This is a genomic window from Paracoccus homiensis, from assembly GCF_900111675.1.
GTDB lineage: Bacteria > Pseudomonadota > Alphaproteobacteria > Rhodobacterales > Rhodobacteraceae > Paracoccus > Paracoccus homiensis.
Genome location: NZ_FOHO01000004.1, coordinates 279,046 through 293,415, shown reverse-complemented (window position 1 = coordinate 293,415; position 14,370 = coordinate 279,046). Strand labels below are relative to the sequence as shown.

Genomic DNA, 14,370 nt, shown 5'->3' with positions numbered 1-14,370 from the left:
TCCGGGACTGCCGCACGGAATGCGGCGCGATATCTGAAAGACCCCCGATCGGTTTCCTGGCCGCAGGACGCAGCGCCGAATCGTGCCGGTGGCGAGCGCCCCAACTGGATGATCCGCGCAACTGCGTCAAGCGGGCTTGCCGATCCCTGTTAACCGATCCGGCCCTCTGAATCGACCGCGGGCGGGGCTTTGCCGCCGAAAATGAATACCTGAGTTTTTAAGTTGACTATTTTGCGCGGATTCGTCAGGTTCCGCGCAACGTCAGCGGGCATTCACGGCCCGTGGCACCCTATTCTGCATATGTCGGATCAGCCAGTTCGCAAGCCAGCCCGACCCATTCTGTGACATCGGATGAGGTCTTCCATGAACGCGTTCCTGACCGATATGGCCGCCAGCCTGCCCGAAGCGGCCGAAACCGGCTTTGCCCTGACTGGACCCCTTGGTGGTCTGCGGACGGGCGGGCAGGTTCGGCGCGTGGCCTCGGGCGCACTGGACAGCCTTGGCGATCGTGTCGCCGCCGGCTTTGCGGCGGCGGGGCCGCAGGCGGTGATCGGGGGCGCGTTGCCCTTTGATCGCGACGGGCAGGATTGCCTGTGGATCAGTTCGCGCCGCCGTCCCGACCGGCTGTCGATCGTGCCGCAGCAGCCTGCCCGCGCCCTGTCGCTGCGCCCCGAACCGGCACCGGCAGGCTATGCGCAGATCGTGGCCAAGGCGCTGCGGGTGATGGAACACGATGCGGGCCGGGCCGATGCCCTGCGCAAGATCGTGCTGGCCCGCACGCTGCATTACCAGGCCGCAGAACCCATCCCGGTCGAGGGGTTGCGCGCCCGCCTTGCCGAAGACCCCGCCGTCACCGCGTTTCGCGTGGCCTTGCCGGGCGTGTCCGGGCCGCGATGGCTGGTCGGCGGATCGCCCGAATTGCTGGTCCAGAAGAAGGGGGCGCGGGTGGTGTCGAACCCGCTGGCCGGATCGTCGCCGCGTCGCTTTGATCCGGTCTCCGACGCGCAATCCTGCTCGGCGCTTGCATCGTCGGAAAAGGACCGCCGCGAACATGCGATGGTGGTCGAATTCATTCTGGACACGCTTAGCCCCTGGTGCCGCAATGTTTCGGCGCCGCAGGGCACGGGGCTGACCTCGACCCGCAGCATGTGGCATCTGGGCACGCGGATCGAAGGTGATCTGAAGGACCCCGAAACCCCCTCGGCCCTGCTGGCGGCGGCATTGCATCCGACACCTGCGGTCTGCGGCTTGCCTGCGGCCCGCGCCAACGATCTGATCCACCAATTGGAAGCGGTGGACCGCGAATTCTATGCCGGGGCCGTCGGCTGGTGCGCCGCTGATGGCGATGGCGCGTGGTATGTCGCGATCCGCTGTGCCGATATCAGCGGCGATTGCGCACGCCTTTATGCCGGGGCTGGGATCGTGCCGGGATCGGACCCGGCGGCGGAAACCGCCGAAACCGGCAACAAATTCGCGGCGATGCTGGCGGCGCTTGGGCTGCCTGCCGATACCGCGCTGCAATTGAACGACTAAGATCAAGGACTGGTATGGCTCTGCCGAAGATTGCGCCCTATGCGCCCCCGACGGTCCTGCCCGCATCGCGGGCGGACTGGACACCCGAACGCGACCGCATGGCGTTGTTGGTTCATGACATGCAACGTTATTTCTGCGCCGCCTATACCCCGGACGCGGAACCGCTGGATACGGTCGTGCCGAATATCGCCCGCCTGATCGCGGCGGCGCGCGCGGCGGATATTCCGGTCTTCTATACCGCGCAGAATGGCGACCAGTTTCGCCCTGATCGTGGCTTGCAGGCCGATCTGTGGGGGCCGGGCATGGCGGCCCGCGCAGATCACGAACAGGTCCTGCCGCAACTGGCCCCTGCGACGGGCGACATCGTTCTGGTCAAGCACCGTTACAGCGCGTTTCAGCGTTCGAACCTGAAAACGCTGCTGCGGGCGCGCGGGCGCGACCAGTTGCTGATCACCGGCATCTACGCCCATATCGGGTGCCTTTGCACCGCGGCCGAGGCATTTCAGCGCGATATCCAGCCCTTTGCGATCGCGGATGCGCAGGGCGACTTCAGCGCCGCGCGACACGACATGGCGATGGAATGGATCGGCGCCTGCAGCGGGCGGGTCATCGACACCCATGCCGGCCTGATCGCGATGGGTGCCGCATGAAGCTGTCGGGATTTCAGGACCGCACGGCCTTTGTGACAGGCGCGGCGGGCGGGATCGGTCGTGCCGTTGTCACCGCGCTGCGCGATGCCGGGGCAAGGGTCTATGCGACCGATCTGGGCCCCGAGTTGCCGCAGGATCAGCCACAGTTTCTGTGGCGGTGTCTTGATGTCAGCGATGCCGAGGCGATGGCGCGGGCCGTGGCGGATGCCACCCGGCAACTGGGGCCGATCACTCTTGGGGTTCACGCGGCGGGCATGCTGGATGCCGAACCGCTGCGCCGCACCCGGGCTGACCGCTATGGTCGGGTGATGGATGTGAATGCGGGTGGAACCTTCAATCTGTTGTCGGCGCTTGGCAATCACATGGCCGATCAGCGGCGCGGGGCCATCGCGGTCATCGGTTCGAATGCCGCCGGTATCCCGCGCATGAACATGGGCGCCTATGGCGCGTCCAAGGCCGCCGCCGCGATGTTGACGCGCTGCATGGGGCTGGAACTGGCCGAACAGGGCGTGCGCTGCAATCTGGTTGCGCCGGGATCAACCCTGACGCCGATGCAGACCGGCATGTGGTCCGACGACAGCGGGGCCGCGCGGGTGATCGCGGGCGATCCGGCGGGGTTCAAGACCGGCATCCCCCTGCGCAAACTGGCCACGCCCGAAGATATCGCACGCGCCGCGATGTTCCTTTTGTCGGAGGAGGCGGGCCATATCACGATGGCCGACCTTTATGTCGATGGCGGGGCGACCCTGCGGGGGTGACGCGCCTCAGCCCTGCGCCCGGATCAGCGCCCACCATGCATCGATGGTGGGCGTGCGGGCCAGATCCTCGAAGCCCAGCTTCACCCCTTTTTCCTCAAGCGCCAGGGTCAGCCGCATGACCGCGACGGAATCGATGCCGTAAAGGGTCAGATCCTCGGCCGGGTCGATCGTCTCGTCCTCGTCGGCCATGTCCTGAACCTCGGCCAGAAGCCAGTCGTAATCGGGACGCGTGGTGGTGGTCATTTCCATCTCCTTCAGGCAGTTTCGGTTTCCATCCGCGCGCGCAGCAGGCGCTTGTCGGGTTTGCCGAACGCGGTCAGCGGCAACGCATCCACAAAGCGGAACTTGTCGGGCAGTTTGTAATCCGCAATTCCCAGCGACATCAGATGCTTGCGCATCTCGATCCCGCGCAGGGGCGTGCCGCTGACGACAAAGGCGCAGCTTTTCTCGCCCAGATTTGCATCGGGCACGGCGACCAGCGCGGCGGCGGTGACAGCGGGGTGGCGCATCAGCAGATGCTCGATCTCTTCCGAAGCAATCTTTTCGCCGCCGCGATTGATCTGATCCTTGACCCTGCCGACGACGCGCAGATTGCCCTCTGCATCGCGACAGACCAGATCGCCACTGTAATAGAACCCGTCCTCGTCGAACGCGCGGGCATTCTGATCGGGGGCCTTGTAGTAGCCGCGAAAGGTATAGGGGCCGCGCACGGCCAGTTGTCCGGGTTCCCCCGGCGCGGCGGGCAGACCGTTTTCATCCACCAGCCGGATTTCGTCGTCGGGGCTGATCGGGCGGCCCTGGGTGCCAAAGACCACATCGTCAGGGTCGTCCAGCCGGGTATAGTTCACCAGCCCCTCGGCCATGCCGAAGACCTGCTGCAGGCGGCACCCCAATTCGGCCGGGACCCGCCGCGCCATCGTCTGGGCAAAGCTGGCGCCGCCGACCAGCAATTGCGCAAGAGGGCGGGGCGGCCCAAGCCGCGCCGCGGCCTGCAACCAAAGCCCGACTGCCGACGGAACCAGCGCGGTCAGCGTCACCTGATGCCGGGCGATAAGATCGAAACACGGCGCGGGATCGGGCGAGGGGGCCATGACGACCGTGCCGCCCGCATGAAAGACGCCCAATGCGCCCGGCGAACTCATCAGGAAGTTATGCGGCGCGGGCAGGGCGCACAGAAACCGGGTCCGGTCGGTCACCGCGCAGATGCGCGCGCTTTCGCGGATGCTGAAATCGTAATCGTCATGCGTGCGCGGGATCAGCTTGGGCGTGCCCGTGCTGCCGCCCGACAACTGGAAGAAGGCCACCTGATCGGCGGGGGTCGGCCGGGCCGCGGCGGGCATCGTGACCGGGGTGGTCAGGCGCTGTTGCAGGCTGCGCGTCCCGCCCTCATTCAGGAACAGCACGGTTTCGATCCGCGGCAGGCTGCGCAGGAAATCGTCATCGGCAAACAGCGGGTGCCCGCGATCCGCGATCAGCAGGCGCGGCGCGATCTGTTCGGCATAGGACGAAAGCTCGATCTGGCGATGGCTGTAAAGCGCGTTCACCGGCACGACGCCGATCTTCATCAGCGCCATGAAGACCATATGGAATTCGGCCACGTTCGGCAGCTGGACCAGCGCCGTGTCGCCATGCCCGAACCCGTCATGGGCCAGTGAAGCCGCCAGATTTTCGGCGGCCTGATTCAGCGCGGCATAGCTGATCTGGCGGTTGCCGCAGATCAGCGCGATCGCATCGGGACGGGCCTCGGCCTGCGCTTCCAGGGCGGCGCACAGGGGGCGACCGATCCAATAGCCCTTGTCGCGATAGGCTTGTGCCAGATCCGTTGGCCACGGGGTGAACTCGATCATGTCAGGCCTCTCGCCGGTTGAGTTGGCGGCAAGAAAGTATTTTTGTCAGGAATTGTCAAACACTGAATCCTGCCGTAGCGGGCGGCAGCCCATTGCAGAAAATGAAAAATCTTTCCGTAAACGGCTTGGCAGGTGGCCGATCATCGCTTAGCAGATCCCAAGACAGGCTCGCGGGTGGGCTCATGCCGCGACATGGACAGCAATCGAAAGGGTCGAACCCATGGCAAGCACTTATACCCAGCGTCACGGGCTGGAGGTCGATCAGGACTTCGCCCAGTTCATCGAGGAACAGGTTCTTCCGGGGACCGAGGTTCAGGCCGATACGTTCTGGCAGGGCTATGCCAGCCTGTTGCAGGAATTTGCCGGTCAGAATCGCGATCTGCTGGCGCGGCGCGACGACTTGCAGGCCCAAATCGACGAATGGCACAAATCGCGCGGCAATCAGCCCTGGGATGCTGCCGCCTATCGCGCGTTTCTGACCGATATCGGCTATCTGGTCCCCGAGCCTGCGCCCTTCTCGGTGGAGAACGGTCAGGTCGATCCCGAAATCGCCACGCTTGCCGGGCCGCAATTGGTGGTGCCGGTCAGCAATGCCCGCTTTGCGCTGAACGCGGCGAATGCCCGCTGGGGATCGCTGTATGATGCGATGTATGGCTCGGATGTCATGGGGCCGCCGCCCTCGGCCGGGTTCGACGAGGCGCGTCGTGATGCCGTCGTCGCCCGCGCGGCGCAATTCCTGGATCAGGCGTTTCCGCTGACCGAAGGCCGCCATGCGGATGCCACGGGATATGCGGCTGACGGTGCGGGGCTGATCGTGACGCTGCCGTCGGGCGATGTCCGGCTGGCCGATGCCGACGCCTTTGTCGGCACCCGGACCGAGGGCAAGGATACCGCCTATGTCCTGCGCCACCACGGCCTGCATGCCGAACTGGTCATCAATCCCGATCACCCGATCGGCGCGGCCTCGGCCTCGGGGTTGCGCGATGTGGTGCTGGAATCCGCGCTGACGGCCATTCAGGACTGCGAAGACAGCGTGGCCGCCGTCGATGCCGAGGACAAGATCGACGTCTATGACAACTGGCTTGGCCTGATGACCGGCGATCTGGTCGAAACCTTCGAAAAGGGCGGCAAGCAGATGACCCGCCGTCTGGCCGGTGATCGCCAGATCACGCGCCCCGATGGCAGCACGCTGACCCTGCCGGGGCGGGCGTTGTTGCTGGTGCGCAATGTCGGCTTGCTGATGACGACAGAGGTCGTACGCCTGAACGGGCAGGACACGCCCGAAGGGTTGATGGACGCGATGGTCACCGTTGCCTGTGCCATCCATGACCTGAAGCGCAGCGAGGGGCTGGGCAACAGCCGCGCCGGTTCGATCTATGTGGTCAAGCCGAAGATGCACGGCCCCGACGAGGCCGCCTTTACCGACCGCGTCTTCGCCCATGTCGAAAAGGTCATGGGCCTGCCCGCGAACACCGTCAAGCTGGGCCTGATGGACGAAGAGCGTCGTACCAGCGCGAACCTTGCCGCCTGCATTCATGCGATCCGCAACCGCGTCGTGTTCATCAACACCGGCTTCCTCGATCGCACGGGGGACGAGATTCACACCTCGATGCAGGCGGGGGCATTTGTCGGGCGCGATGCGATGAAGGGCTCGACCTGGCTGACCGCCTATGAGGATCGCAACGTCCTGATCGGCCTGGCCTGCGGGCTGCGCGGCAAGGCGCAGATCGGCAAGGGCATGTGGGCCAAACCCGACGCCATGGCCGAGATGCTTGAGGTCAAGATCGGTCATCCCAGATCGGGCGCGACGACCGCTTGGGTGCCCAGCCCGACCGCCGCGACGCTGCATGCGCTGCACTATCACATGGTCGATGTCGCCGCCCGTCAGGATGAACTGTCCGGCAAGGCGATCCCCGATCTGGACGCGCTGCTCAGCCCCGCCATCGACTTCGACCAGACGCTGACCCGCGAGGCGATCCTGCGCGAGGTGGACAACAGCTGTCAGGGTATTCTGGGCTATGTCGTGCGCTGGGTCGATCAGGGCATCGGCTGTTCCAAGGTGCCGGACATCAACGATGTTCAGCTGATGGAAGACCGCGCCACCTGCCGCATCAGCGCGCAATACATGGCGAACTGGCTGACCCAGGGCCTGATCACCACGGACGAGGTTCAGGATGCGCTGCGCCGCATGGCCGCCAAGGTGGATCAGCAGAACGCGCGCGATGCGGCTTATCATCCGATGGCGCCCGGTTTCGATGGCCCGGCCTTCAAGGCGGCGCAGGATCTGATCCTTGAGGGCGCAACGACGCCTTCGGGCTATACCGAGCCCGCGCTGCATGCCCGCCGCAAAGAGGCCAAGGCCCTGCGCGGCTGATCCAGATCGCAAGATGCGAAACCGCAGGCCCCGTGCCTGCGGTTTTTTCATGTCAGATACTCAGCCAGTTCTGTTCGACGATGGCCTCCATCGCGACATAGCTGGTGGTCGAACTGACATGCGGCAGTGTCGAGATCTTCTCGGCCATGACCTGCCGGAAATGCCGCATATCGCGCGAGCGCAGCTTGATCTGATAATCGAAGCCGCCGGTGATCATGTAGCATTCCTCGACCTCCGGGATCAGGCGGATCGCGGTGTTGAATTCCTGCAGCGCCTTTTCGCGTGTGTCGGTGACCTTCACCTCGACATAGGTGACATGGGTCAGGCCCAGTTGCAGCGGCGACAGGATCGCGCGATAGCCCGTGATCAGCCCCATCTCCTCCATCTGGCGGATACGTGCGGCGACGGGGGTTTTTGACAGGCCGACCGCCTTGGCCAGTTCGGTGATCGGCATCCGGGCATTTGCAACCAACTGCTCAAGGATACGTTGGTTGATCGGGTCGAAGGGTTCGTTCATCCTGAAAATCCGGCCAAAATAGTTCTGATCGACTATCCAAGTGACGCGATTTGGTCACATCGTCCAGCGTTTTCCCGGTAGTTCCGATCAAATTCATCCGTAGGAGGGTCCGATGCGCGATCACGTTTTTGCGTCGCTGGGGTTTGAGGCTAAATTTGCGCCCGAAGATCAGGTTCTGCAGCAGTTGCAGCAACAGGCCGATCTGTCGGCCGACACGCGGGCGCGCATCACCGACCGCGCGGTTCAGCTGGTCCAGCGCATCCGGACCGAGGCCAAGCCGACCCTGATGGAGCATTTTCTGGCCGAATACGGCCTGTCCACCCGCGAAGGCGTCGCCCTGATGTGTCTGGCCGAGGCGATGCTGCGGGTTCCCGACAGCTTTACCATTGATGCGCTGATCGAAGACAAGATCGCGCCCTCGGAATGGAACAAGCATATCGGCACGGCCTCGTCCTCGCTGGTGAATGCCTCGACCTGGGCGCTGATGCTGACGGGCAAGGTGCTGGAAGATTCCAAGCCCGGCATCGCGGGGACGCTGCGCGGCGCGGTGCGCCGTCTGGGCGAGCCGGTGATCCGTGCCGCCGTCAGCCGCGCGATGAAGGAAATGGGCCGCCAATTCGTGCTGGGTGAAACCATCGAAGCCGCCCTGAAGCGCGGTCAGGCGCAGGAAAAGCAGGGTTATACCTATTCCTTCGACATGTTGGGCGAGGCCGCGCGCACGCAGGCCGATGCCGACCGCTATGCCCGCGAATACGCCAATGCGATCAAGGCCATCGGCAAGGCCGCGACCCATGACAGCATCGTGCGCAATCCCGGTATCTCGATCAAGCTGTCCGCGCTGCATCCGCGTTACGAAGTCGCGCATGAGGCCCGCGTGATGAAGGAACTGGTGCCGGTCGTGTCGCGTCTGGCGCGTCAGGCCCGCGACGCGGGGATCGCCCTTCACATCGACGCCGAGGAACAGGATCGTCTGGCCCTGTCCTTCAAGGTGATCGAGGCGGTTCTGGCCGATGATTACCTGTCCGGCTGGGACGGGTTCGGCGTGGTGGTGCAGGCCTATGGCAAGCGGGCCGGTGCGGCCATCGACGAATTGTATCGCATGGCCGATCAATATGACCGTCGCATGAATGTGCGTCTGGTCAAGGGTGCCTATTGGGACACGGAAATGAAGCTTGCGCAGGTCGCGGGCCTGACCGATTTCACGCTGTTCACGTCCAAGACCGCGACCGATGTGGCCTATATCTGTCTGGCGCAAAAGCTGTTTGGCATGGGCGATCGCCTGTTCCCGCAATTTGCGACCCATAACGCGCATACCGCCGCCGCCGTTCTGGAACTGGCACAGGATCGCCCCTTCGAATTTCAGCGTCTGCACGGCATGGGCGAGCGTCTGCACGACATCGTTTTGAAGGAAACCGGCGGTCACTGCCGTATCTATGCGCCGGTCGGTGCGCATCGCGATCTGCTGGCCTATCTGGTGCGCCGCCTGCTGGAAAACGGCGCGAACTCGTCCTTCGTGCATCAGATCGTCGATGAAAGCGTTGCCCCGGAAGAAATCGCCCGCGATCCGTTCGAGGCGCTGCCGACGGCCAAGGCGCCCTCGGGTCTGGTGACCCCGGCGCGGATCTTTGGTGAGGACCGTGTCAATGCGCGGGGCTGGGATCTGTTCGACGATGGCGTGCTGGCCGATATCCAGGATGCGCGGAACGTGACGATCGGCGACGCGACCTCGGTCACGGTTCGCGACGCCAGCGGCACGAACGCCCCGGTCATCAATCCGACGAATGGTGCGGTGATCGCGCAGGCGCAAGAGGCCGACGCCGAAACGGTCGCGCGCGCCATCGAGGACGCGCAGGTCTGGGACGCGCCCGCCGCTGAACGCGCCGCCGTTCTGCGCCGTGCCGCCGATCTCTACGAAGAAAACTACGGTCGTTTCTTTGCCATTCTGGCGCAGGAAGCCGGGAAATCCATCGCGGATGCGGTCGGCGAACTGCGCGAAGCCGTGGATTTCCTGCGCTATTATGCGCAGGAAGGTCAGGACAGCCCGCGCCGTCCGCGCGGTGTGGTGACCGCGATCAGCCCATGGAACTTTCCGCTGGCAATCTTCACGGGCCAAATTTCCGCGGCCCTGATGGCCGGCAATGCGGTTCTGGCGAAACCGGCGGAACAGACCCCGCTGGTGGCGGCCCATGCCGTCGCCCTGCTGCACGAGGCGGGTGTGCCGCGTTCGGCACTGCAACTGCTGATCGGGCAGGGCGGCACCGTGGGTGCGGGCCTGACCTCGGATGCGCGGATCAAGGGCGTGGCCTTTACCGGATCGACCGATACCGCGCAGGTGATCGCCCGCAGCATGGCCAAGCATATGGAGCCGGGGACGCCGCTGATCGCCGAAACGGGCGGCCTGAACGCGATGATTGTCGATTCCACCGCGCTGCCCGAACAGGCAGTGCGCGATATCGTCGCCTCGGCGTTCCAGTCTGCGGGTCAGCGATGCTCGGCCCTGCGTTGCCTGTATCTGCAAGAGGACACGGCCGCCCATGTGATCGAGATGATCAAGGGCGCGATGGATCAGCTGGCGGTCGGCGATCCCTGGCTGTTCGCCACCGATGTCGGCCCGGTCATCGACACCGAGGCCCGTGACGGCATCGCCGAATATCTTGACGCGAAGCGGGGCCAGATCATCCATCAGGTCGCGACGCCCAAAGAGGGCACATTCATCGCACCGACCATGCTGAAGGTCGGCGGCATCGGCGATCTGGAACGCGAGATCTTTGGCCCGGTTCTGCATGTCGCGACCTTCAAGGCGGCAGAACTGGACAAGGTCGTCGCTGATATCAATGCGCGCGGCTTTGGCCTGACCTTCGGCCTGCACACCCGGATCGACAGCCGCGTGCAGGAAGTGACCGAGGCGGTCCATGCCGGCAACCTTTACGTGAACCGCAACCAGATCGGCGCCATTGTCGGCAGCCAGCCTTTCGGCGGCGAGGGTCTGTCGGGCACCGGCCCCAAGGCCGGCGGCCCCTTGTATCTGCCGCGCTTCTTCGCCCCCGAGCCGGGCATCGCGATCGATACGGATTGGGACGCGGATGCCGACCCCATGCGGATCGCGGACGCGCTGGCCGGTTATGTCGAAACCCGGCTGGACGAAAAGCTGCTGCCCGGCCCCACGGGCGAGATGAACCGCCTGTCGCAATATGCCCGCCCGCCGGTCCTGTGCCTTGGTCCGGGCCCCGATGCGGCGCAGTTGCAGGTCATGTCGGTGCAGCGTCGCGGCGGTCAGGCCGTTGCGGCGGATGGCCATGTCTCGGCGGATGATCTGGCGCAATTGCAGGGCTTCTCGGCCGCGATCTGGTGGGGCGATGCCGACAAGGGTCGCGCCTATGCCACCGCGCTTGCGGGCCGTCAGGGGCCGATCCTGCCGCTGATCACCGCGCGTCCGGATGCGGCCTATGTGCTGCATGAACGCCATCTTTGCGTGGATACGACCGCGGCAGGCGGGAACGCGGCGCTGCTGGCAGGCTGATCCGAACTGGGCCGCGCGACAGTGGATCGCGCGGCCTGCACCAACCCTGTCCCCCGATCGGGCAAGGAAAAAGGCTGGCCATTTCTGGCCAGCCTTTCGTCGTTTTCAGTCTTCGCGGAAGGCCGGTCAGCCCAGCAGGCGCGCCACCACGCGTTCGGCGGCTTCCTCGGCGGTCAGTTCGACCGTGTTCACGATGATCTCGGCGGTTTCGGGCGCTTCATAGGGGCTGTCGATCCCGGTGAAGTTCTTCAGCTGACCCGAGCGGGCCTTCTTGTAAAGCCCCTTCACATCGCGCTGTTCGGCCACCTCCAGCGGGGTGTCGACATAGACCTCGATGAACTCGCCCTCGGCCATCAGGTCGCGCACCATGCGGCGCTCGGACCGGAAGGGCGAGATGAAGGCCGTCAGCACGATCAGGCCGGCATCGGTCATCAGGCGCGCAACCTCGCCCACGCGGCGGATGTTTTCCACCCGGTCGGCATCGGTAAAGCCCAAATCGCGGTTCAGGCCGTGACGGACATTGTCGCCGTCCAGAAGGAAGGTGTGCTTGCCAAGGGCGTGCAGCTTCTTCTCGACGATATTGGCGATGGTCGATTTTCCCGAACCCGACAGGCCGGTGAACCAGACCACGGCGGGCTTCTGGTTCTTCAGGCTGGCATGGGCATCGCGGTCCACATCGACGGCCTGCCAGTGGATGTTCTGGCTGCGGCGCAGGGCGAAATGGATCATGCCCGCCGCGACGGTCGCGTTGGTCATCCGGTCGATCAGGATGAAGCCGCCCAGATCGGGGTTCTGGGCATAGGCCTCGAACGGGATCGCGCGGTCGGTCGAGATATTGACGACGCCGATGGCATTCAGACCCAGCGTCTTGGACGCCAGATGTTCCATCGTGTTGACGTTCACCTCGTATTTCGGCTCGGTCACGGTGGCGGTGACGGATTGCGTGCCGATCTTCAGGATATAGGGGCGCCCCGGCAGCATGGCCTCTTCGGCCATCCAGACAAGGGTCGATTCAAACTGGTCGGCGACCTCGCAGGGCTGGTCGGACTGCACGATGACATCGCCGCGCGAACAGTCGATCTCATCCTCGAAGGTCAAGGTGATCGACTGACCGGCCACGGCCTGATCCAGATTGCCGTCGAAGGTCACGATCGATTTGACCGTGGTGGTCTTGCCCGAGGGCAGGACACGGATCGCATCGCCGGGGCGCACGGTGCCCGCGCCGATCTGGCCGGCAAAGCCGCGGAAATCCAGATTGGGGCGGTTGACCCATTGCACGGCCATGCGGAACGGATGGTCCTGCATCGCGGTGTCGCTGATCGGCGCCTCTTCCAGATGGGCCAGAAGGGACGGCCCCTGATACCAGGGCATATTCTCGCTGTGGGTGACGATATTGTCGCCCTTCAGGCCAGAAATCGGGATCGGCAGGAAGCTGTCCATCCCGATCTGCTTGGCGAAATGCGAATAGTCTGAAACGATCTCGTAGAACCGCTCGGCCGAGTAATCGACCAGGTCCATCTTGTTGACCGCCAGCACCACGTTCTTGATGCCCAGAAGGTTCACCAAATAGCTGTGACGGCGGGTCTGGGTCAGCACGCCCTGACGCGCATCGATCAGGATCACGGCCAGATCGGCGGTCGAGGCGCCGGTGACCATGTTGCGCGTATATTGTTCGTGACCCGGCGTATCGGCCACGATGAACTTGCGCTTGTCGGTCGCGAAGAACCGGTAAGCGACATCGATGGTGATGCCCTGCTCGCGCTCGGCGGCAAGACCATCGACCAGCAGCGCGAAATCGATGTCCTGCCCCTGCGTGCCGACATTCTTCGAGTCGTTTTCAAGGCTGGCCAGCTGATCCTCGAAGATCATCTTGCTGTCATACAGCAGCCGCCCGATCAGCGTCGATTTGCCATCATCGACCGAGCCGCAGGTGATGAAGCGCAGCATGGTCTTGTGCTGATGCTTCAGCAGATAGGCGTCGATATCATCCGCGATCAGCTGATCGGTGACGTAGACGGGGTCCTTCATGTCCTTGCTCATCAGAAATACCCCTCTTGCTTCTTCTTCTCCATCGAGGCGGACTGATCGTGGTCGATCGCGCGGCCCTGACGTTCTGATGTGGTGGTCAGCAGCATTTCCTGAATGACCTCGGGCAGGGTCTGGGCGGTGGATTCCACCGCGCCGGTCAGCGGATAGCAGCCAAGCGTGCGGAACCGGACGCTGCGCATTTCCGGGGTCTCGCCGTCGCGCAGCGGGAAGCGGTCGTCATCGACCATAATCAGCAACCCGTCACGTTCGACGACCGGGCGCGGCTGCGAGAAATACAGCGGCACGATTTCGATGCCTTCCAGATGGATATACTGCCAGATGTCCAGTTCGGTCCAGTTCGACAGCGGGAAGACGCGGATCGATTCACCCTTGGATTTGCGGGTGTTATACTGACGCCACAACTCCGGACGCTGGTTCTTGGGGTCCCAGCGGTGATTGGCCGAGCGGAACGAGAAAATTCGTTCCTTGGCACGGGACTTTTCCTCGTCGCGCCGGGCACCGCCGAAAGCCACGTCGAAATTGTATTTCGTCAAGGCCTGTTTCAGACCGTCGGTCTTCCACATGTCGGTATGCAGGCTGCCGTGGTCGAAGGGGTTGATGCCCTTTTCCATCGCCTCGGGATTGTGATGAACCAGCAGCTTCATCCCGGCCTCTTCGGCGGCGCGGTCGCGCAGCTGATACATGGCCTGGAATTTCCAAGTGGTGTCCACATGCAACAGCGGGAAGGGCGGCGGCGCCGGATAGAAGGCCTTCTTGGCCAGATGCAGCATGCAGGCCGAGTCCTTGCCGACCGAATACAACATCACCGGGTTGTCGGCATTCGCCACCACCTCGCGCATGATGTGGATGCTTTCGGCCTCGAGGCGCTGAAGATGGGTCAGCGTCGCCTGGCTGATCCCGGATTCTGAGGCAGGACTGGTTGTCATGGGCATCGACTCTTGTTCTGTGCGGGCGCGGTTTGGCAGATTTATACGCCAAGACCAAGGGGCCTGCCAAAGGACAGTGCAAGTATTTTGATCATGATAGGGAATTGCGACAGATTTCCCGAATGCCGGGGTCCGGTTGGAATACTGGCCGCTCTGGAACCGGGGCGGCGGGACAGCCCGCCAAGGCCGCCGCCTT

Annotated in this window: 10 protein-coding genes; 5 read left to right on the top strand and 5 right to left on the bottom strand. The window is 64.1% G+C overall.

Translation table 11 applies throughout. From position 1 onward, the window contains the following. Positions 1–363: 363 nt before the first annotated feature. Genes BMX67_RS08160 through BMX67_RS08150 form a run of 3 tightly spaced genes read left to right on the top strand, consistent with a single transcriptional unit; the run spans position 364 to position 2,941 of the window. Entirely contained in the window at positions 364–1,533 is a 1,170-nt protein-coding gene (locus BMX67_RS08160) for an isochorismate synthase (RefSeq protein WP_090733946.1), read from the top strand. 14 nt (positions 1,534–1,547) lie between these two features. Further along, positions 1,548–2,183, top strand: a complete 636-nt coding sequence (locus BMX67_RS08155) for an isochorismatase family protein (RefSeq protein WP_090733944.1) — start codon at positions 1,548–1,550, stop codon at positions 2,181–2,183. Continuing rightward, positions 2,180–2,941: an SDR family oxidoreductase gene (locus tag BMX67_RS08150; protein WP_090733942.1), complete on the top strand. Its 762-nt coding sequence runs from the start codon at positions 2,180–2,182 to the stop codon at positions 2,939–2,941. Before BMX67_RS08155 ends, BMX67_RS08150 begins: the two co-directional genes overlap by 4 nt. 6 nt (positions 2,942–2,947) lie before the next feature. Here the strand turns inward: BMX67_RS08150 and BMX67_RS08145 are convergent, their stop codons facing one another. Continuing rightward, a complete protein-coding gene (locus BMX67_RS08145) occupies positions 2,948–3,184 on the bottom strand; it encodes a phosphopantetheine-binding protein (RefSeq protein ID WP_090734063.1) in 237 nt (78 codons plus the stop codon). Positions 3,185–3,195: 11 nt separating this feature from the next. After that, positions 3,196–4,788 carry a (2,3-dihydroxybenzoyl)adenylate synthase gene (locus tag BMX67_RS08140; protein WP_090733940.1) on the bottom strand — a complete coding sequence of 531 codons (1,593 nt, stop codon included), beginning with the start codon at positions 4,786–4,788 and terminating at the stop codon, positions 3,196–3,198. A 220-nt stretch (positions 4,789–5,008) separates the two neighbouring features. Here BMX67_RS08140 and BMX67_RS08135 point away from each other — a divergent pair, with 220 nt between their 5' ends. Continuing rightward, the gene (locus BMX67_RS08135; protein ID WP_090733939.1) at positions 5,009–7,162 is read left to right on the top strand and encodes a malate synthase G; all 2,154 of its coding nucleotides are present in this window, start codon (positions 5,009–5,011) and stop codon (positions 7,160–7,162) included. Between the two features lie 52 nt (positions 7,163–7,214). Here BMX67_RS08135 and BMX67_RS08130 read toward each other — a convergent pair whose 3' ends face one another. Further along, positions 7,215–7,679: an Lrp/AsnC family transcriptional regulator gene (locus BMX67_RS08130; protein ID WP_090733937.1), complete on the bottom strand. Its 465-nt coding sequence runs from the start codon at positions 7,677–7,679 to the stop codon at positions 7,215–7,217. Between the two features lie 112 nt (positions 7,680–7,791). Between BMX67_RS08130 and putA the strand changes: the two genes are divergently transcribed. Then, positions 7,792–11,199 (top strand): bifunctional proline dehydrogenase/L-glutamate gamma-semialdehyde dehydrogenase PutA, encoded by a 3,408-nt coding sequence (gene putA, locus BMX67_RS08125; RefSeq protein WP_090733935.1) that lies wholly within the window; start codon positions 7,792–7,794, stop codon positions 11,197–11,199. 126 nt (positions 11,200–11,325) lie between these two features. Here the strand turns inward: putA and cysN are convergent, their stop codons facing one another. Then, entirely contained in the window at positions 11,326–13,239 is a 1,914-nt protein-coding gene (cysN, locus tag BMX67_RS08120) for a sulfate adenylyltransferase subunit CysN (protein ID WP_090733932.1), read from the bottom strand. Continuing rightward, positions 13,239–14,174 carry a sulfate adenylyltransferase subunit CysD gene (gene cysD / locus BMX67_RS08115; protein ID WP_090733930.1) on the bottom strand — a complete coding sequence of 312 codons (936 nt, stop codon included), beginning with the start codon at positions 14,172–14,174 and terminating at the stop codon, positions 13,239–13,241. The genes cysN and cysD overlap by 1 nt, the downstream gene beginning before the upstream one ends. Positions 14,175–14,370 lie beyond the last annotated feature (196 nt).